This window comes from Paenibacillus sp. FSL H7-0326 (assembly GCF_001955535.1).
Lineage (GTDB): Bacteria > Bacillota > Bacilli > Paenibacillales > Paenibacillaceae > Paenibacillus > Paenibacillus shunpengii.
Genome location: NZ_MPVN01000004.1, coordinates 280150 through 300249 on the forward strand (window position 1 = coordinate 280150; position 20100 = coordinate 300249).

20 protein-coding genes are annotated in these 20100 nt (G+C 49.1%); 11 read left to right on the forward strand and 9 right to left on the reverse strand.

Features of this window, described 5'->3' with window-relative positions:
* Genes BK126_RS20180 through BK126_RS20190 form a run of 3 tightly spaced genes read left to right on the forward strand, consistent with a single transcriptional unit; the run spans position 1 to position 3144 of the window.
* Positions 1-720: an N-acetylmannosamine-6-phosphate 2-epimerase gene (locus BK126_RS20180; protein ID WP_076314351.1), complete on the forward strand. Its 720-nt coding sequence runs from the start codon at positions 1-3 to the stop codon at positions 718-720.
* Entirely contained in the window at positions 698-1522 is an 825-nt protein-coding gene (locus tag BK126_RS20185; RefSeq protein WP_076314352.1) for a MurR/RpiR family transcriptional regulator, read from the forward strand. Before BK126_RS20180 ends, BK126_RS20185 begins: the two co-directional genes overlap by 23 nt.
* A gap of 35 nt (positions 1523-1557) precedes the next feature.
* Positions 1558-3144, forward strand: coding sequence for an FAD-dependent oxidoreductase (locus BK126_RS20190; protein ID WP_076314353.1), 1587 nt, complete (start codon positions 1558-1560; stop codon positions 3142-3144).
* Between the two features lie 122 nt (positions 3145-3266).
* Here BK126_RS20190 and BK126_RS20195 read toward each other — a convergent pair whose 3' ends face one another.
* From BK126_RS20195 to BK126_RS20205, 3 genes are read right to left on the reverse strand one after another with little or no spacing between them, the layout of a single operon-like run.
* On the reverse strand, positions 3267-4094 hold the full coding sequence (locus tag BK126_RS20195) for a carbohydrate ABC transporter permease (RefSeq protein WP_076314354.1): 828 nt from the start codon (positions 4092-4094) through the stop codon (positions 3267-3269).
* A 15-nt stretch (positions 4095-4109) separates the two neighbouring features.
* Positions 4110-5051, reverse strand: coding sequence for a carbohydrate ABC transporter permease (locus BK126_RS20200; protein ID WP_076314355.1), 942 nt, complete (start codon positions 5049-5051; stop codon positions 4110-4112).
* Positions 5052-5091: 40 nt separating this feature from the next.
* A complete protein-coding gene (locus BK126_RS20205) occupies positions 5092-6351 on the reverse strand; it encodes an ABC transporter substrate-binding protein (RefSeq protein WP_076314356.1) in 1260 nt (419 codons plus the stop codon).
* 358 nt (positions 6352-6709) lie between these two features.
* Between BK126_RS20205 and BK126_RS20210 the strand changes: the two genes are divergently transcribed.
* Positions 6710-7468 carry a GTP cyclohydrolase II gene (locus BK126_RS20210; protein WP_076314357.1) on the forward strand — a complete coding sequence of 253 codons (759 nt, stop codon included), beginning with the start codon at positions 6710-6712 and terminating at the stop codon, positions 7466-7468.
* A gap of 78 nt (positions 7469-7546) precedes the next feature.
* Here BK126_RS20210 and nagE read toward each other — a convergent pair whose 3' ends face one another.
* On the reverse strand, positions 7547-9022 hold the full coding sequence (gene nagE / locus BK126_RS20215) for an N-acetylglucosamine-specific PTS transporter subunit IIBC (protein ID WP_076314358.1): 1476 nt from the start codon (positions 9020-9022) through the stop codon (positions 7547-7549).
* 332 nt (positions 9023-9354) lie between these two features.
* Here nagE and BK126_RS20220 point away from each other — a divergent pair, with 332 nt between their 5' ends.
* From BK126_RS20220 to BK126_RS20230, 5 genes are all read left to right on the forward strand, one after another.
* Positions 9355-9912 (forward strand): glycerol-3-phosphate responsive antiterminator, encoded by a 558-nt coding sequence (locus tag BK126_RS20220; RefSeq protein WP_076314359.1) that lies wholly within the window; start codon positions 9355-9357, stop codon positions 9910-9912.
* 25 nt (positions 9913-9937) lie between these two features.
* The gene (glpK, locus tag BK126_RS20225; RefSeq protein ID WP_076314360.1) at positions 9938-11431 is read left to right on the forward strand and encodes a glycerol kinase GlpK; all 1494 of its coding nucleotides are present in this window, start codon (positions 9938-9940) and stop codon (positions 11429-11431) included.
* A 95-nt stretch (positions 11432-11526) separates the two neighbouring features.
* Complete coding sequence (locus tag BK126_RS29515; RefSeq protein WP_177178723.1) at positions 11527-11682, forward strand: hypothetical protein; 156 nt, start codon at positions 11527-11529, stop codon at positions 11680-11682.
* 311 nt (positions 11683-11993) lie between these two features.
* Positions 11994-12125, forward strand: a complete 132-nt coding sequence (locus BK126_RS29995) for a hypothetical protein (protein ID WP_256702954.1) — start codon at positions 11994-11996, stop codon at positions 12123-12125.
* Position 12126: 1 nt separating this feature from the next.
* On the forward strand, positions 12127-12483 hold the full coding sequence (locus BK126_RS20230; RefSeq protein WP_076314361.1) for a hypothetical protein: 357 nt from the start codon (positions 12127-12129) through the stop codon (positions 12481-12483).
* Positions 12484-12725: 242 nt separating this feature from the next.
* Here BK126_RS20230 and BK126_RS20235 read toward each other — a convergent pair whose 3' ends face one another.
* From BK126_RS20235 to BK126_RS20255, 5 genes are all read right to left on the reverse strand, one after another.
* Entirely contained in the window at positions 12726-13733 is a 1008-nt protein-coding gene (locus tag BK126_RS20235; RefSeq protein WP_076314362.1) for a tyrosine-protein phosphatase, read from the reverse strand.
* Between the two features lie 147 nt (positions 13734-13880).
* A complete protein-coding gene (gene phnE / locus BK126_RS20240) occupies positions 13881-14720 on the reverse strand; it encodes a phosphonate ABC transporter, permease protein PhnE (protein WP_076314363.1) in 840 nt (279 codons plus the stop codon).
* Positions 14717-15508: a phosphonate ABC transporter, permease protein PhnE gene (gene phnE / locus BK126_RS20245; RefSeq protein WP_076314364.1), complete on the reverse strand. Its 792-nt coding sequence runs from the start codon at positions 15506-15508 to the stop codon at positions 14717-14719. The genes phnE (BK126_RS20240) and phnE (BK126_RS20245) overlap by 4 nt, the downstream gene beginning before the upstream one ends.
* Position 15509: 1 nt before the next feature.
* Positions 15510-16277 (reverse strand): phosphonate ABC transporter ATP-binding protein, encoded by a 768-nt coding sequence (gene phnC / locus BK126_RS20250; protein WP_076314365.1) that lies wholly within the window; start codon positions 16275-16277, stop codon positions 15510-15512.
* 77 nt (positions 16278-16354) lie between these two features.
* Complete coding sequence (locus BK126_RS20255) at positions 16355-17284, reverse strand: phosphate/phosphite/phosphonate ABC transporter substrate-binding protein (protein WP_076314366.1); 930 nt, start codon at positions 17282-17284, stop codon at positions 16355-16357.
* A gap of 237 nt (positions 17285-17521) precedes the next feature.
* On the opposite strand from BK126_RS20255, the gene BK126_RS20260 reads away from it, so the two are divergent.
* Together BK126_RS20260 and BK126_RS20265 are read left to right on the forward strand one after the other, a co-directional pair.
* Positions 17522-18178, forward strand: a complete 657-nt coding sequence (locus tag BK126_RS20260) for a GntR family transcriptional regulator (RefSeq protein ID WP_083656004.1) — start codon at positions 17522-17524, stop codon at positions 18176-18178.
* A gap of 243 nt (positions 18179-18421) precedes the next feature.
* Positions 18422-20077, forward strand: coding sequence for a glycerol-3-phosphate dehydrogenase/oxidase (locus BK126_RS20265; protein ID WP_076314367.1), 1656 nt, complete (start codon positions 18422-18424; stop codon positions 20075-20077).
* The last annotated feature ends 23 nt before the right edge of the window (positions 20078-20100 follow it).

The window sequence follows — 20100 nt, forward strand, 5'->3', positions numbered from 1 at the left end:
ATGCTAGTGATTCCCGTATTGAAGCAAATACGATATGGACTGATTGCATCATGCCAAGCTTTACCGGGTGAACCGCTTCATGGTTCGGAGACGATGGCGAAGATGGCCAAGGCAGCGGAAGAAGGCGGGGCAATCGCGATTCGAGCGAACAGTGCTGAAGACGTGAGAGCGATCAAGCAGGCAGTGGGCCTTCCTGTCATTGGAATCGTCAAAAGAGATTATCCGGATTCGGAGGTATATATTACGCCCACGACGAAAGAAGTCGATGAACTGATTGAGGCGGGAGCGGATATGATCGCTCTGGATGCTACGCGAAGAAAGCGGCCGGGCCAGGTTACGCTGGAGACGATGGTGGAGTATATGAAGTCTCAGAATATGCCGGTGATGGCCGATATCTCTACGTTAGCTGAAGGGCTGTACGCCGCGTCCCTCGGTGTCAGCTGTGTGTCAACCACCTTGTCGGGTTATACATCGTACTCTCCGAACCTCGCAGGTCCTCATCTTGAATTGGTCAAGGAGTCTGCGGAGCGGCTTGCCATTCCGGTAATCGCGGAAGGGAGAATCAGTGAGCCGGCTCAAGTGGAGGAGGTGCTTCGGCTCGGTGCATATGCCGTCGTGGTCGGTTCCGCTATTTCCCGTCCTCAATTAATAACGAAGCGGTTCGCGGAAGCCGCACGGAAGGCAGTGATTTCAATCCATGGAAATGAAAGATCGCATTAATACCTACTATCCTTCGCTGACCAAGTCAGAACAAAAAGTAGCAGAATGCGTACTGCAGAATGCCGATGATCTCATGTATTACTCTGTCACGGAGCTGGCCGATTTTGCTGGGGTGGGGGAGACAACGGTCATGCGTTTTTGCAGGAAGATTGGATTCAAGGGCTATCAGGATTTCAAGCTGTCGCTGGCTCAGAACGCCGGGGCGAAAAAGCCGGGGGAGCAGGACGAGGACAGCAAGGACTTCGTCCGTATGGTCTACGAGAACAATATCGACATTCTGCATTCAAGCATGAGTCTCTTAGACAGAAGTAAGCTGGAGCAGGCAATTGAATGGATCGATCAGGCTGGCAATGTACAGTTCTTCGGCGTAGGAGCCTCCGGTATTACAGCGCTGGATGCCAAGAACAGACTGCTGCGGATCGGCAGACGATCCGAGGCGGTGGCAGACAGTCACATTCAGGCCATGATGGCAGTCAGTATGCGTGAAGGGGATGTTGCCTTCGGAATTAGTGTGTCCGGCAGTACGCTTGACACCAACGATATGCTGCTTAAGGCGAAGCAGAGCGGGGCGAAGGTCATTGCCATTACGAACTATGCCAAGTCACCGATTACATCCATAGCTGACCTCGTGCTGCTGACAGCGGGCAAGGAGATGCCGCTCGAAGGGGGATCTATTGGGGCTAAAATATCACAGCTGTTCATTATAGATCTCATCTGTGAAGGTCTGGCAAGAACAAACATAGCAGAAACAAAGAAGATGAAGGAAAAGACAGCAAGGTCCGTTATAGATCGAAGCTATTGATACAGGCAGGGCCTTAAAGGAGAGGAGACCAGGAAATGACGTTAGTTTTGCATGCAGATGTCATTGTAGTTGGGGCAAGTCTCGGAGGAACGATAGCGGCAAGAGCAGCAGCAAGAGCAGGTCTGAACGTTATTTTGACAGAAGAAACGGATTGGATCGGGGGACAGCTTACTTCGCAAGCGGTTCCGCCGGATGAGCACAGATGGATTGAATCCTTTGGCTGTACAGCGAGCTATCGCGAGTTTCGGGACCGGGTGAGGGAGTATTACAGACGGAATTATCCTCTTAATGATGAGGCGATGGACGATCCTGTTCTTAACCCAGGTAATGGTTGGGTGAGCCGGATTGCTCATGAGCCGAAGATTGCACTAAGAGTACTGGAAGACATGATGGCGGCATACGTCAACTCCGGACAAATTCGTATCCTCCATCATACGGTGCCGACTGGAGCGGATTGTAAGGGTGACCACGTGCAGAGCGTCAATGTAAGACAGGTGTACACTGGCGAGGAACTCGTGTTGACAGGTGAATACTTTCTGGATGGTACCGATAACGGGGATTTGCTGCCGATCGTGGGCGCAGAGTTTGTGGTAGGTGCTGAATCAGGTGAGGAGACCGGAGAGCCGCATGCGTTATTCCGGGCTGATCCTTGTGATATCCAGTCGATTACGCATGTCGCGGCGCTGGAATATGTGGAGGGCGGTGATTTTACGATTGAACGTCCTGTATCCTATGAGTTATGGAAGGCTTATACGCCGCTGCCGGATCGGATGCCTCTATTCAGCTGGTACGCAGGAGATGCGAATGACACCACGAAGCAGAAACAATTTACGATGTTTCCCAATGATCAAGGAATTACTCCGTTATGGACGTACCGCCGAATTGTAGACCCATCCCTATGGCGGGAAGCGTTGCCGACAGGAGAAGTGACGCTGCTCAACTGGGCGCAGAACGATTACTACTTGGCACCGATCATTGGTGTTGGAGCACAGAAACAGCGGGAGCACGAAGAACAGGCGCGGGATCTGACACGCTCACTCGTTTACTGGCTGCAGACAGAAGCACCTCGACTTGATGGGGGCGCAGGTTATCCCGGAGTCAGGCTTCGCGGCGATGTTCTGGGCACATCCGATGGTCTGGCCAAAACAGCATATATCCGAGAGTCGCGAAGAATCAAAGCACGCTACACGGTTACCGAGCATGATGTCAGCAAGGCGCTGCGCGGTGATCAAGGTATCAAACGATACAGAGACAGCGTTGGTGTCGGCAGCTACCATCTGGATCTGCATCCGACAACCAAATCGCTGAGATCCTTTTACATACCTAATTATCCTTATGAGATCCCGCTTGGCTCGCTCATTCCGATTCGTATGAAGAACCTGCTTCCTGCCTGCAAAAATATTGGGATGACGCAGATCGCGAATGGCTGCTACCGTCTTCATCCAACGGAATGGAACATCGGCGAAGCAGCCGGCTATCTGGCAGCTTACTGCCTGAGACAGGGCATCCATCCTGTTCATGTATATGAATCAAGCGAGCATCTGGAGCAGTATCAGCTTCTTCTTACGGAGCAAGGCGTTGAGCTGCACTGGCCGGATGAGGTATATGATACGATGTACTAAATTTGTATGGTAGACAACATGATAAGCGTCCCCACTTCAGCAGTAATGACGTGGGGACGCTTATTATGGTTTGTAGAATATTTACTTAATTCGATTCTATTAAGTTAGCTGCGAGATCAAGGTTAGTCCTTGATTGCTCCTGCCGCAATGTCTGATATGAACTGCTTGCTGATGAACAGGAACAGGATGATGAGTGGAACGATGGCCAGCAGTGTTCCGGCAATGATCATGGCATAATCGGTGTTGTACAGTCCATTTAGCTGGGATAAGGCAATTTGAAGGGTATACTTGCTCTCGTCCGTCAGCACGATGAGCGGCCAGAGATAATCGTTCCATACGCCAATGAAAGTAAAGGCACCGAGAAAGGCAAACGCAGGACGCAGAATCGGCAGAGCCACATTAAAGTATAGTCGGAAGAAGCCGGCGCCATCCATCCGTCCTGCATCCAGCAGCTCCTTCGGGATCGAGCCCTCTGCATATTGCCGAATCCAGAAGATCCCGAAGGCATTGACCATGCCGGGAATAATGAGTGCTTTGTAGGAGCCGACCCAGCCGAGCTCAGCCATAATAACGAAGGACGGTACGAGCGAGAGCTGGGTTGGTACCATCATCGTGGCAAGCAGCAGAACGAACAGCCACTTTTTGCCCGGGAATTCAAATTTGGCAAAGGCAAAGCCGGCGAGCGAATCGAAGAACAATACGAGAATGGTGACAACAGCTGAGACAAACAAGGTGTTAAGAAAGGCTCCGACAAAATCAATCTGTTCCATGACCCTCGTGAGATTGTTCCAGAACTCTCCCCCAAACCACAGCTTCGGAGGGAAGGAATAGATATCTGCCGTCGTTCTCGTCGACATGACAATCAGCCAGTAGAAGGGGAACATCGAGATAACGAGACCAATGGCTAAGCCGACGTATAGACCGATAGATTTGAGTCTTGCCTGTATCATGAAGCCTCACTCCTTCTAATTGGATGATTTGCCTTGAACGAGCTTCCAGTTAATGATCGAGAACAGTGCGATGAGGATGAACATTCCCCAGCCGACAGCTGCACCATATCCAAAATAGTTGTTAATGAAGGATTCACGGTACAGATACAGGACAATCGTCATTCCTGCTCCGCCGACCCCGCCATCATTGCCGAGCAGGATTTGCGGCTCGGTGAACAGCTGCATACCGCCGATCGTAGAGGTGATGACCGTGAACAGGATTACAGGACGGAGCAGGGGTATCGTGATACGGAAGAAGGACTGGATGCCTGTTGCACCGTCAATCTTAGCCGCTTCGTACAGCGTCTGCGGAATGGCCTGAAGGCCCGCCAGATAGATAACGGCATTGTAGCCTGCCCAGCGCCAGATGACCATCGAGGCGATTGCCGTCTTGATTCCCCAGCCGGTATCCAGCCACTGCACCATGGGAATCCCGAAGAGATTAAGAATGTAGTTGAATATGCCGTAATTGTTCGAGAACAGGGCGGCGAAGATAATAGAGACTGCAACAATGGACGTGACATTGGGCAGGAAGAAGCCGACCCGGAAGAAGGTCTTGAATTTAACGAATGGAGCATGAAGCAGAAACGCAATGACAAGGGCGATGAACAGCATTGGAATGGTGGAATAAATCCAGATAATGAAGGTGTTCCCAACCGCTTGCCAAAATTCTGGATCCGTCACCAGGTAGCTGAAGTTATTCAATCCGTTATACGTCATTTCACCGATGCCGTCCCATTTCTGGAAGGCAAGATATAGAGAGAATCCAATCGGGAATAGACCGAATATAGCAAACACAATATAAAAAGGCGAAATGGCCGTGTATACAGCTCGATTCTTCCAGATTTCAGACCATAGCGATTCTTTCTTGGCTGCAGGCACATAGGATGAGCCTGTTTTCGGTTCCAAAGATTGCATATCGGTAGCCTCCTTTTGTGAGTGAGGAATACGTGCAGATCTATCGCTTCAACTCCCGCTCGACCCTTTGCAGTGCTTCATCGAAGGCCGTTTCCTGATTCAGATTGGAGATGTTCTTCAGCCAGCGGGTCATGATGCCATGCACTGCAGGGTAGCGCTCGCCGAAGAAGGAGACTTTGACATTGTTCGCCGATGCAGCGAATACTTCTCCGGTAACCTGACCGCCAAAAAATTCTTCTTCCTTCTGAACCGTATCGCTGTCAAATACACCCGGTGTAGCAGGGAAGAGATTGAGGTTCGATAGGGCTGTCTCTTGGTTCTCTGGGTTTTGCAGCCATTTGATGACCTCGAAGGCTTCCTGCGGGTGCTCACTGGATTTAGGGATCGCCAGGAAGGAACCGCCGACATTTCCATCTCCGCCTGGTGCCCTTGCTACCCGCCATTTCCCTACGCTGTCTGGAGCCGCTTCAAGCAGTGGCTGCTTCATCCATACGGCACCGACATAGGAAGCAATCTTTCCTTTGCTGATTCCCGCATTCCATTCCGGTGTCCAGTGCTCAGCATTCGCAATGAGGCCGTTATTGGAGAACGCAACCGCTGTATCCCACGCGTATTTGATCACTTCGTTCTGATCCCCGATGTATTGCCCATCTTCGGTAAAATATTTCTGCTCACTTTGTGAAATGATCTGATTGTAAACGTTATCAATATTGTCGGTCATAAATATCTTGCCATCAAAGGTCTCCTTGACCTTAAGGCCTGCATCCATATAATCTTCCCAGGTTGAGAGGGCCTGGCTGACCTCATCCGGATCGGTTGGTAGTCCGGCCTGCTCGAATAGATCTTGGTGATAGAAGAGTGCGGTGGGACCGGTATCCATTGGAAACGCGATCATTTTACCGTTTGGCGTCACTCCTTGCTGCCACTTCCAGTCAAGGTAAAGATCCTCGACCTCGGCAGCTCCGAGCTCATATAAATCGTAGAATCGGTCCTCACTTGGAAAGAGCTCCATGACCCAGTCGTTCAGGGCAACGATGTCGGGCTCTCCGGATTTGGCGGCTAGCGTCGTTTTCAGCTTCGATTTGAAATCACCGCCGATTTTTTGAGTGACCAGGTTAATGTGGGGAAATTGTTCTTTTGCTTTGGCGAGAAGTCCATCATCAATACTTCGATTCCAATACCATAATGTAAGCGTTATCTTTTTGTCAGATGCGGAAGAATCCTTAGATGCACCGAAGCTGCAACCGCTCATGACAAGCACAACAATGAGACTGACAATAATCAAGGACGTCCGTTTCATAGGTTTTCCCCCTTGGTAGTCTTCGTTTGTTTTTGTTACTCGCATAACTATGGATATGAGACAAGAAGAAAGATATGAAGTTTTTCTGCAGAATCTATGATGTTTGTTACATAATACCATAAAATCCCCGAATTGTTCGTAACAGAATCAATTTTATATGCACCATTTTAACAATTTATAAAATATTTATTATTCATAGCAGTTTACTTTGATTTATGTTGACAGTTATGACTAATCTATTCTATACTTACTTACGTAAAGTAACTAAAGGAAAAATGGCACATACCCTGTGGCGATTAATACGATAAATAAATGGTTCCAGCAGCGTACAAGTAAGACCTGAATAGGGGGAGCATAAATGATCACGAACGATACGATTCAAATATTGAAAAATAAAATAAAGACGATCAGCGGCAATGAAGGCGAGAAGCACATCTATCTGGTCGGTCCTGTACAGCTTCCGGTGAACATAGAGGATAATACACTACAATTTAAGTGGTACAGCTGGATTACCTCAGAGAAGCAGATGGATGAGCAGGAGCTTATCGCCTCTCTTGCCCATGCGCAGCTTGCTGATCAGCAGCAATCGAGTGTACTGGTATATGGGGATTTTGAACACCACCCGGATGCGATGATACGGATGCACAGCATTTGTCACACAGGTGATATCTTTGGTAGCAAGCGCTGTGACTGCGGCTATCAGCTGCATGAGTCAATGAAGATGATCGCTGCTCACGGGGCAGGCGCAGTCTTCTATCTGGCCAATCATGAAGGACGTGGTATTGGCTTGTTCAGCAAGACGATGGCTTATCTCCTTCAGGAGGAAGGCTATGATACGGTCGATGCCAATCTGGCGCTGGGCTTTGCCGATGATCAGCGGGATTACAGTGAGGCCATTCGTGTACTGAGAGCGCTGAGAGAAGAGCCGGTACGCCTGATTACGAATAATCCGCGCAAGCTGGCATCGCTTCAGAAGGCGGGAATGTCGGTAAGCGGCAGAGTTCCGCTCTGGGGAGACCGCTCTGCCTATAATGATAAGTATTTGAAGACGAAGGTCAGTCGTTCCGGGCATCTAGAAGAGCATGCGGAATGGATTCAAGATGTGCGTTTATCCTAATCATCCTATAGAGTTTCGAATAAGAAACAATGAAAAAAACCTGCTGAAAATTTCAGCAGGTTTTCTTATATTGCGGATCTACATTTTTTTCTTGATTTCGTCCTTCAGCGCTTCAGATTGGGTACCGAAGATCACCTGAACAGCACCGTTGCCTAGACGCATAATTCCCGCTGCGCCCAGCTTCTTGAGCCCGGCGTCATTTACGACCTTCTCATCGCGAACGACAAGCCGCAGCCTTGTAATGCAGGCATCAATGCTCTCAATGTTATCAGCGCCGCCGAGCTGATGAAGCACTTGATCTGCCTTAGTTTCTCCTTCTGCAGAGACAGCAGTTACTCCTGGCTTATCAGAAGCATCTCCCGTTCCTGTTCCTTCTACAAGCTCATCATCATCTTCACGACCTGGGGTTTTCAGATTGAATTTGACGATGACGAAGCGGAACAGGAAGTAATACACGACTCCAAATGCAAGGCCCACCGGAATGAGCAGCAGTGGATTCGTTGCGAGCTTCATATTGAGCAGGTAGTCAATCAAGCCTGCGGAGAACGCGAAGCCCAGCTTGACGTCAAGCATATACATAATGAATCCGGATAAACCGGTCAGAACGGCATGGATGACGTACAGTACAGGCGCCAGGAACATGAATGAGAACTCCAGCGGCTCTGTAATCCCTGTCAGGAAGGAAGCAATGGCCGAACCGATAAAGATGGAGCCTACCATCTTCCGCTTGGACGGTTTTGCGGTATGAATCAGCGCGAGTGCTGCTGCCGGCATAGCGAACATCATGATCGGGAAGAATCCGGACATGAACATCCCTGCCGTTTTGTCCCCTGCAAAGTAACGCGTCAGGTCACCATTCACAACCTCTCCAGCTGCATTCGTGAATTCCCCAATCTGGAACCAGGCAATGGAGTTCAGAACGTGGTGCAGACCGATCGGTACGAGCAGCCGGTTGGCGGTACCAAAGATAAATGCCCCGATACCACCAAGACTCACTACCCAATTACCAAAAGCAGCGATGGCATCCTGAATTGGACTCCATATCATCCCGAGCAGTGCGGCAAACACAATGGTTGCGACTGAGGTAATAATCGGTACGAACCGTTTACCTGAGAAGAAGCCGAGCCATTCGGGAAGCTTGAGTGTATGGAACCGTTTGTATAAATAGGCAGCCAGCAAACCGGTCATAAATCCGCCGAGCACCCCGGTGTTGAGCACAACATCGTCCGGGATATAGCCGAAGACCAGCGGAACCTGCTCCAGAACCTTCACCAGAATGAGATAAGAGATGACGGCAGACAGCGCTGCAACGGCATCCCCTGCGAGACCAATAGCAACACCGACGGCGAAAATAATCGGAAGATTGCCGAAAATCGTTCCAGCACCCGCATTCAGAAAGGGGGTAATGAACTGATTGATGAAACCGCCTACAGCTCCGAGCGGAATATCCTGTTGGTAGTCTATTAAAGCAAAAGCTTGGAGAATACCCGCTGCAGGCAAAGTAGCGACCGGAAGCATCAGCGACTTGCCGAGCTTTTGAAGACCTTGTAACATGCTTACTGCACTCCTTTTCGATGAGGATTTTGCATAAATTAATTGAGCTTTCTAATTAGAGAGCTAAGCAAAGTCCTTAATAGATGAAAATAGTTTTCGTGAAAACGGTTAAAAAATAGAAAAATATTTTTGCGACACTTGCTATTATAACGATATTTGCGGAAGATGGAATAGGACTTTTGCATCTTGCAGGTGCCTTGTATTGACTTCTTCACTTCAACCGGATAGATTAACTATGAAAAAGATCACTAAAATCAAGGCTTTGCGCCCGTTTTCTTTGAAAGCGCTTCATGCGTATATGCCAACAATTACCTTTATTAGGGGGAGGGCATATGTCTTTTCATTCGCTGCCTATATTACCTGCAGTCAAGAGCATGAGAGAGCTGGAACGCGTATTGCACAGTCCTTATATGTATATTGTTCTGCTCGATTCTCATGTCGCTCAGCTGAAGAATATTGTCAAGCTCGCTGAGCAGCATGGCAAGAAGATCCTTCTTCATGCCGATATGATCAATGGGCTCAAAAATGACGAGTACGCTGCCGAGTTTCTATGCCAAGAGATTCGTCCCGCCGGTCTCATTTCGACCCGTGCCGGTGTCATCCGTGTAGCCAAGCAGAAGGGGCTGATCGCGATTCAACGCGTCTTTTTACTTGATACCATTGCACTGGAGAAGAGCTATGTACTAATTGAGAAGACCCAGCCCGACTATATTGAAGTTCTTCCTGGTATTATGCCCCATATTATCAAAGAAGTTTCATCCAGAACTGGAATACCTATATTTGCAGGTGGTCTCATTCGAACCGTAGAGGATGTCGACAATGCCATTCAAGCGGGAGCAACATATGTAACCACATCTAATCAGGAGCTTATCGCTCATTATCAAAAATAGCATTGGTTAACAGGAGGTAGAGCAGATGGAACAGTACATCATGTCATTAGATCAAGGAACAACGAGCTCGAGAGCCATTCTATTCAATAAAAAGGGGGAGATCGTATACACCGCACAGCGGGAGTTCCCTCAATATTTTCCGCAGCCCGGTTGGGTAGAGCATAATCCCAGTGAGATTTGGAGCTCAATTCTTGCTGTCATTGCAACTTGTCTGGCAGAAGCGGAGGTGAAGCCCTCCCAGATTGCCGGTATCGGTATAACGAATCAGCGGGAGACAGCGGTTGTGTGGGAGAAGGACACCGGTCATCCGGTATACAACGCGATTGTGTGGCAATCCCGGCAGACAGCAGATATCTGTGCCGACCTGAAAACTCAAGGTCATGAAGATATGATCCGTCAAAAGACGGGACTGCTCATTGATCCGTATTTCTCCGCCACCAAGGTCAAATGGATATTGGATCATGTGGAAGGGGCAAGAGACAGAGCGGAGCGTGGCGAGCTGCTGTTCGGGACAATAGACAGCTGGCTGATCTGGAAGCTGTCGGGAGGTACAGCTCATGTCACCGATTATTCGAATGCTTCCCGGACCATGATGTATAACATTCACGACCTGGAGTGGGATCAGGAAATATTGGACCTGCTTGATATTCCAAGATTGATGCTGCCTGAAGTGCGCGGATCTTCCGAAGTGTATGCACATACGGTTCCATATCATTTCTTTGGCTCAGAGGTTCCGATCGCAGGCGCTGCAGGAGACCAGCAGGCTGCACTATTTGGTCAAGCCTGTTATGAAGAAGGCGCAATTAAGAACACTTACGGTACGGGCTGCTTTATGCTGATGAATACAGGCGAGCGGGCCATCCATTCACAGCATGGGCTTATTACGACAATCGCCTGGGGGATCGATGGCAAGATTGAATATGCTTTGGAGGGAAGTATCTTTGTCGCCGGCTCTGCGATTCAGTGGCTTCGTGACGGGCTTCGCATGATCAAAGATTCCAAGGACAGCGAGTTGTATTCCTCCCGTGTGGATTCTACCGACGGCGTATATCTGGTGCCTGCCTTCGTTGGACTGGGCAGTCCGTATTGGGACAGTGAGGTTAGAGGCGCCGTATTTGGGCTGACACGCGGTACGAGCAAGGAGCATTTTATCCGTGCCACGCTGGAGTCACTGGCCTATCAGACCCGGGATGTACTGAATGCGATGCAGCAGGACTCCGGGAATCCCCTGGCTAAGCTGCGAGTTGATGGCGGCGCGGTGAAGAATAATCTGCTGATGCAGTTCCAGAGTGATATTCTGGGTGCTCCGGTCGAGCGGCCGGTTATTAGTGAGACCACGGCGCTCGGAGCGGCTTATCTTGCTGGTCTTGCCGTTGGATTCTGGAGCAGCCGGGAGGAGATCTGTGAGCAGTGGGCGTCAGAGCGGATATTTGAGCCGGGGATGGCTGAAGAGCAGAGAGAGCGGCTGTATGCAGGCTGGCAGAAGGCTGTGGAGGCGGCGATGGTGTTTAAGATTTAGAGATAGTATTCAGTTAGCGCTGTAAGTTCCCAATGATTTGGTACAGTAAATGACAAAGGTGTTTCATTCACTGTTAAAGTGAGGTGGGCATAATTATGTTAGCTGTTATCATATTGCTTCAGATTATCATCATTGGTTATTTGATTAAAATTGATGGAAAGCTTCCGAAGAGGGACGTTGTCGCCGATGCTGTACAAGAAGCAATGGAACGAGATGAGAAAATTCGTAAAGAAAAGGAACGAAGTCAATAAACAAATTGGTATGCAATGATTGGCGGTTCTTTTGCTGCTCCGGTAGTGAATATTCCGTACGATCGTTCTTGGACAGGGATGGCAGTGAATTGTCTCTAAGGAAGCCATTCCTGTCCAAATACGAACGCTGTCGCTTCTCCCTGAATATTTCACTCCCTCCGCAAGTGGAACCGCAAGTAGAAGCAGCCCTCCCCTCTCAAACGGGAGGGGAGTAGTAAAGTCCGGCTCGGCATTTCGCCGCCGGACTTTGTTGTGTTCAGGGTTCATTGACTTGCGTAATGAACCGGGCAGGGCTAAAAGAGTTAAGAGCGTTGCAAGAGCGGTGTAAGAGCGTTGCAGGAGCCGTGCAAGGGCAATACAAGAGCGGTAAAGCGGCGGGCGGTTCTTGTGCTGCTCCGGTAGTGAATATTCCGTCGATCGTTCTTGGACAGGAATGGCAGTGAATTGTCTATGAGGAAGCCATTCCTGTCCAAATACGAACGCTGTCGCTTCTCCCTGAATATTTCACTCCCTCCGCAAGTGGAACCGCAAGTAGAAGCAGCCCTCCCCTCTCAAACGAGAGGGGAGCGTAGTAAAGTCCGGCTTGGCAATTCGCAAGCCGGACTTTGTGTTGGTACGGTTCATTTGACTAACGTAATGAACCAGGCAGGGCTAAAAGAGTTAAGAGCGTTGCAAGAGCGTTGCAAGAGCGTTGCAGGAGCCGTGCAAGGGCAATACAAGAGCGGTAAAGCGGCGGGCGGTTCTTGTGCTGCTCCGGTAGTGAATATTCCGTCGATCGTTCTTGGACAGGGATGGCAGTGAATTGTCTCTAAGGAAGCCATTCCTGTCCAAATACGAACGCTTCGCTTCTCCCTGAATATTTCACTCCCTCCGCAAGTGGAACCGCAAGTAGAAGCAGCCCTCCCCTCTAAAACGGGAGGGGAGAGTAGTAAAGTCCGGCTTGGCAATACGCAAGCCGGACTTTGTGTTGGTACGGTTCATTTGACTAACGTAATGAACCTAGCAAGGCTAAAAATGGGGAAGGTTCATTTCTCAGTAATGGTTTATACCAGGAATTTGTTCTTAAGCTGTGTTCTTTCTTCCTCGGTAATGCCAAGGCCCTCGTGGAGGTAGTTCTCAAATGTTCCATAGTTATCGTCGATCGCTTCCAGCGAAGCTCGGATAAAGGCAGCCTTCATCATTTCTGGAATCCCGTTTTTCAGTTCAGGCATTTGGTCCATGTATTGTTTATAATCTTCCTCTTTACTTGAGGACAGGAATCGCTGCATGAGTCCATCGAGCGCCAGGTTGGTAAGCTCATAATCTTCAATAACGACCTCGCGAGGCACTCCAAGTGTTAAGAGAATCAGTGCACATACGACACCCGTACGGTCTTTACCCGCAGCACAGTGGAACAAGGAGGTGTCGCGATCTTCTTTCAGAAGCTCATGCAGGATAAGCGAGCATTTATCTGTGTTCAAGATCATCGCCTTATAGCCTGCATTCAGGTCAAGTCCAATCTTCTGCATTTCTTGCGGACTTGCTTCGGCCATAAAAGGGATATTCGTGTTGATCGCTTTACCGATGGCAGGGCTCGGGCGGCTCGCGACTTCAAAATCACTGCGAAGATCACAGATCCAATCAATTCCGAGAGCATCTGCGGTCTTCAGGTCCTGCTCACTAAGTTCATGCAGATCTGCGGAACGCAGGAGCATTCCCCAGCGGGTTGTCCGTCCGTCCTCTGTAAGATATCCGCCCATATCACGGAAATTGACCACTCCATCGGTGTGAATCATACGGTCGGTTACGGTAGTGACGGAGCCGTCATTAAACTTTACATGATAATAGCTTCGCCCAGGGAACGGCGTTCTTGTAAAGGATGCACCTACCGGCTCGATCTGAACATCAAGCGGTGTGCTGTTGTTCTCATCAAATTCAGGGCTGGCTGAGAGGTAGATCGCTTCGGCCTTCAGGCTCTCTGGCATATTCCAGGCGAGCGTAATGATATTATTGCTGGTATATTTCGCTTGTACAATCGGTCCTTGCTCCAATGACGGGTTAAATGTAGACATAATAAATCCCCCTTTAGATTTCGATGAACATAACAGGTTCAAAATTCATTAAACCAACTCATAAACTGAATCGATTTCACAACTCATTAAATTAAACAATTCGATCTATACATCCTCTGGGTTAAAGCTATTTAATATAATATGGATTTAACTCTTACGTGTTTTCAATTTCATTTTATACCTATTCGCAATGAACTCCACGCTGAACACCATGACGAAGACGACCAGGCCGACAAACAAAGCTGCCGCAAAATTGTACGATTTCATCGCATGCGTCATTTCAAATCCGATCCCGCCGGCACCGACTGCACCGAGGATGGTGGATTCGGCAATACCGCCTTCGAGCTGGAGCACACACCAGGCGATGAACGCCGTTTTCACTGTAGGCAGAATGCCCTGCATTACGATCTGCAGCCAGCTGGCTCCGGTTGCCCGCATCGCTTCAAGCACACCCTTGTCGATCTCTTCAAGTGACTGGGCAAATACTTTGACGAGCATGCCTGCGGCAGATATGGCGATGGCCAGCACACCTGGAAGCGGTCCAAGGCCGACAGACACGATGAAGATGAGCGCCCACACAATGGTAGGAATCGCACGCAGCAGAGAGGCTGCGCTTTGGATAACCCAGGCAATCAGCGGATGTGGTGTCAGGTTGCTGGCTGCGAGAAACGACAGGAAGAACGCAACGACTATACCCAGCACGGAGCCAATAATGGCCACTTGCAGTGATTCTACGGCAGCGAGCAGAACATGCTTCCAATCGGAGAAGTCGGGAGGGAACATCGTCCCCATATAACCCCACAGCTTCGTGAAGCCCTCGGCAATCTTGGCATAATCAAACTGCAGCTGCAGGAGACTGAATATAAACAGTACAGCGACCAGCGGAAGACCGATCACAACCAGCTTATTTTTCTTCGGCTTCGGCGGCTCGACCGTCGATGTCAGCACCGTAAAGGATGGTTTAGGCCCGTTTAGCTGCATACTCATATGATCCGCTCCCTTACGCGATTGGTAATCGTTTCAACGACAAGGACGATGACGAGCACGAGCAGAACGGCCATGCTGGCTTCCTGGTACTGAAACAATTTCAATTTGGATTGCAAAATAAATCCGAGACCGCCGCCGCCCACCATACCGACGATCGTGGAGGCGCGAACGTTAATTTCAAAGTTGTACAAGGTCCAGCCAATAAAGCCAGGCAGAAATTGCGGAATGACGGCTTGAGACAGCACTTGAAAATAGCTTCCGCCCGATGCACGGACGGCCTCAACCTGTCCCATATCAATCTCTTCAAGCACCTCGGCAAAAGAGCGGGTCAGCATTCCGATCGAGATCAGAATGAGGGACATCGTTCCTACGACTGCGCCGAGTCCAAATGCAGCGACAAGCAGGATCGTCCAAATAATGACCGGGATATTCCGGAAGAGCGACGTTGCCGCCCGAACGAATACCTGCAGGTAAGGATGCGGGCTCGTTGTCGCCGCAGCCAGGAAGGACAATAGTCCAGCAACGATTGAGCCGATCACCATCGCAACAACACTCATATATAACGTCTGCAGCGCAGGCTCTACGAGCTGGGACAGGGATGAGAAGTCCGGCGGCAGAAAGTCGAAAAAGATAAATCGGAAGCTCTCACCAACGCCTGTAAACAGAGCTCCGAGAGTAAACTCAGCACCGATGGAGGACCAGATGATGAGCGCAAGCAGCACGATAACAAACAGAATCGTTTGAGTGCGTTTCATTTTACGGGCAGATTGCATTTGTGCCGCATTCATGTCAGGCAGTCTCCTTCGCTTGAGTATGGGTCTGGTTGTAGATCAGCCGGATCATCTCGTCCGTAAGCTCATCTGGTGTTCCATCGAATACTTTGGTTCCTTTATGAATGCCGATAATACGGGATGCATATTTCTTCGCGATATCTACCTGATGCAGATTGCATAGACAAGCGATGCCTTCCTCATTACAGATCGTGTACAAATAGTTCATGATCGTTTCCGATGAGGCGGGGTCCAGACTCGCGATCGGCTCGTCAGCAAGAATCAGATCGGGTCTTTGGGCAAGTGCACGGGCGATACCTACCCGCTGCTGCTGTCCGCCGCTCAGCTCGTCGGCCCGCTTGTACATCTGTTCGAACAAACCGACGCGCTGCAGCATCTTCTTCGCCGCTTCTGTATCTGATTTGGAGAAGAGGCCAAGGGCTCCCTTGAACGCACTCATGTACCCCAATCGGCCATGAAGTACGTTTCTTAGTACGGACACACGGGTGACCAGATTATATCCCTGAAAAATCATACCCATATGACGGCGCAGCTCGCGCAGCCTTTTGCCCTTGATCCCCATCGTTTCGCTGCCTTTAAACTGGATTTTGCCGTCCGTTGGCTCAATCATCCGGTTCAGGCTGCGAAGCAGGGTGCTTTTTCCCGCTCCGCTCGGCCCGATGACAACAACGAATTCTCCCGGATTAATTGTAAGATCGAGGTTATCAAGCGCCTTCGTGCCGTCTGGATATACTTTGGACAAACCTTCCACTTGTAGTAGTGTCATATTAAAAATCCTCCCCACTTTTCAAATACTCAGCTTATTTGAATCCAATTCATCGTCGCTATGAATTACGAAATTAATTATTTGCTTAACAGTTCTTCTGGAGACATATCAAGTGCCTTAGCTACATCACGAATGGGATCAAAGTCGCTGTCACTGCCTTCCACAAAACGAGCAGCGCCCACACTTTCCAGGAAACTAGGGTTTTTCTCATGGTAACCGACCATAAGCTCACGCAGCTGTGTTACCAGTTCTTCAGGCAAATCCTGACGATACAAGAGCGGTGCACCGCCGACAATCGGCTCTGATTCAGCAATCACACGGAAATCATCTTCACTCACAAGACCGGATTCTGCCATCATAGGTACCATGAGGCTTGAAGTACCGATCGCATCTGCATTGCCGTTAGCCAGCGCAAGCAGGGATTTGTCATGTCCACCAGAGAAAGCAACACTGCCGAAGAAGGAATCCAGCTCTTCATTCGTCAGGCCAAGCTCGTCCATCAGTGTTGCACGCGGGTACAGGTTCCCGGATGTGGATGCCGGATCAGCGAACAAGAAATCCTTGCCTTTCAGATCCTGCACCGTTTGATAAGGAGAATCCTTCTGAACCAGAATGACAGTATTCGATGGTTGATCACTTTCTGAACGGACAAGCAGCTTGGCGTTGGCGCGTTCTGTAGCAATAATATATCCGAAGGGTCCGATCAACCCGATTTCAATTTTGCCTGCACGCAGTGCTTCAATAACCATGTTGTAATCTTCAGCTACAAAAATTTCGGCGGGAATGCCGGTTGCTTCTGTAATATCTGCGGCCAGCTGATCCTGCGAACGGTTCATCTCGCCTTCTTCACTTGGCATCATACCGATTCGAATGACCTCCGGCATGCCTCCCTCACCTTCACCAGAGGTTGAGCTTGCTTCGGCACCGCAGCCAGACAGAATAACGAGCATAAGTATAAGTGATACGATTAAGCTTTGACGACCTTTACGACCCCTATTTTTTAACATGTTATATCCTCCCGATATTGAAGTTCATATTATGTGGTACACAAGTAGGATACAAGTTGAGTGTAAGAAGAATGTATCGGTAATTTTGAAGATTTGTAAAATATTCGGCAGGGTTGCGGCCTTTCTTCGCGTATTGTTAATATGAGGTAAAATGATATCGAAAATATAGATATTTTGTTTGAACTGTGATAACAATCGAGTGTGAGTATAAGTCATGGGCAGAAAGGGACTACATAAATGATGAAAAAAAACTCGCTGGTTGATACGGCATACACGTTGCTGCGTGATCAAATCGTTCGCGGGGAATTAATGCCAGGGACGCTGCTGTCAGAGAATGAGCTGTCCGTAGATTTTCAGATGAGCCGGACGCCTGTAAGGCATGCCATCGCTCGTCTGGAGTCAGAAGGATATGTAACAGCACTCAAGAATCGCGGAATACTGGTCAAGGAAATGAACAGCAAGGAATTCATCGATTTGAATGAACAAATTCAGTCTATGCTCTTCTACTGCTTCCAGGTAATGAAGGACCGCAGCAGAGATATTTATATAGATCTAGAATCACTGACTGCCCATGTAGAGGCACAGCGGACTGCAGAGCAGAATAATGATTATGCGATATATATCGAGCATCACTTTCTGTTTATGAGGGAGATCGTAGCATCCATTGGCAACACTGTTATGCTGAGCACCTTTGATTCCTTTAAGGATAAACTGGGGATGTATGCGATTGTCCGGTTCAAGCTAACGCCTCACATCAAGCACTATAGCGCGATCGGCATCAACCGGGATACGCTGAAAGTGCTCAAGGAGCAGAATTATGAAGCTGCCCAGGAGGTTGTGCTGCAACTGGGCCGTATAACAAGGGAGAGAATGCTGGCTACTGGACAGTTTTAAGGAGAAGAGAGCCAAGCATTTATTTTTCGTCAAGAGGGATAGGAATACACAGATGGTTTAAGATATACAGTTAAAGGTTTGCATTACGGTTAACCCGTGTTATGATAGTCGTAACAAGTTAATAGTTGTCAGGAGACGAGGAGAGACCGCGAATACATTATTTGGCACCCTGCCATTGATGTTTATTTCGTGGTCTCTTTTTCTGTTTTCTGTGTGTAAATATAAGAAGCGGAGGTCATAGATATGACAGGATTTGCTGAACTGAACAGAACGGATGCCATAACGGCGATGAGTAAGGAGAACTTTGATCTATTGATTATAGGCGGTGGTATTACAGGGGCTGGTATTGCACTAGATGCCGTAACTCGGGGGATGAAGGTAGCGCTCGTCGAAATGCAGGATTTCGCCGCAGGTACATCCAGCCGTTCCACGAAGCTTGTGCATGGAGGGCTGCGTTATTTGAAGCAGATGCAGATCGATGTTGTGGCTGAGGTCGGGAAGGAGCGCGCCATCGTTTACGAGAATGGACCGCATGTAACGACACCGGAGTGGATGCTGCTCCCTTTCTATGAAGGCGGGACATTCGGTAAGTTTATGACATCCATTGGACTTCGTGTTTACGATTTTCTGGCCGGGGTGAAGCGAAGCGAACGCCGGGTCATGCTCAGCAAGGAGAAGACGCTCAGCAAAGAGCCCCTGCTGAAGAAAGAAGGAATGCTGGGCGGCGGCTACTACGTGGAATACCGGACGGATGATGCACGACTAACGATTGAAGTCATGAAGGAAGCTGTGAAAAATGGTGCTCTCGCCGTGAACTACGTCAAGGCAAATTCATTCATTTATAAAGACGGCAAGGTGTGCGGTATCCAGGCGAAGGATCTGATCGGAGGCTCCGACTTTACCATACATGGGGCGAAGGTCGTCAATGCAACCGGTCCTTGGGTCGATCAGTTGAGAGAGAAGGATCAATCGAGGCAAGGGAAAGTGCTCCAGCATACCAAAGGCATTCATCTTGTCATTGACCAAAGCCGGTTTCCACTGAAGCAGGCGATCTATTTTGACACACCGGATGGAAGGATGGTATTCGCCATTCCACGTGACGGCAAGGCGTATGTGGGGACGACGGATACGGTATATAAAGAAGAACTCGCGAATCCTACGATCGAAAAAGAGGATGCTGAGTATGTTATCAAAGCGATTAACTATATGTTCAGTGATCTGAACATTACGATTGATGATGTCGAATCCGGCTGGGCGGGGATTCGCCCTCTTATTTTTCAGGAAGGAAAGAGTGCCTCGGAAATATCACGGAAGGACGAAATTTGGCAGTCTAACTCCGGTTTAATCACGATTGCGGGAGGCAAGCTGACTGGTTATCGCAAGATGGCGGAGAGCGTTGTGGATCTGACTGCGAAACTATTGCATAACGAAGGAAAAGGGCCTTTCAAAGCATGCCAAACGGTTCGTATGCCGATCTCAGGCGGACATGTCGGCGGAAGCACGGGCTATCCTGCGTTTGTTCAGCGAATGACAGAAATCGGTATGCGGCATGGACTGACCCAAGCGGATGCAGCACGTTTGTCACAGATGTACGGGTCGAATGCAGAACGGTTATTTCAGCATACGGAAGGCATTGAACCTTCTCTTGGCATTCATCTGCCAATCGAGGTGCTCATGCAGCTGAATTATGCAATGAAGGAAGAGATGGCGGTAACGCCAGCCGACTTTTTCATCCGCCGTACAGGGGCACTTTTCTTCCATATTGACTGGGTTAAGCAATATAAAGCTCCCGTCATTGAATACATGATGAAGGTGAATGGCTGGACAGACGTCGAACAGCAGATCTACACACAGGAGCTGGACCAGCTTATTGCAGAGACTAAACCGGCAGCAGGCTGAGACGATTCAGAAAAGATCATGAT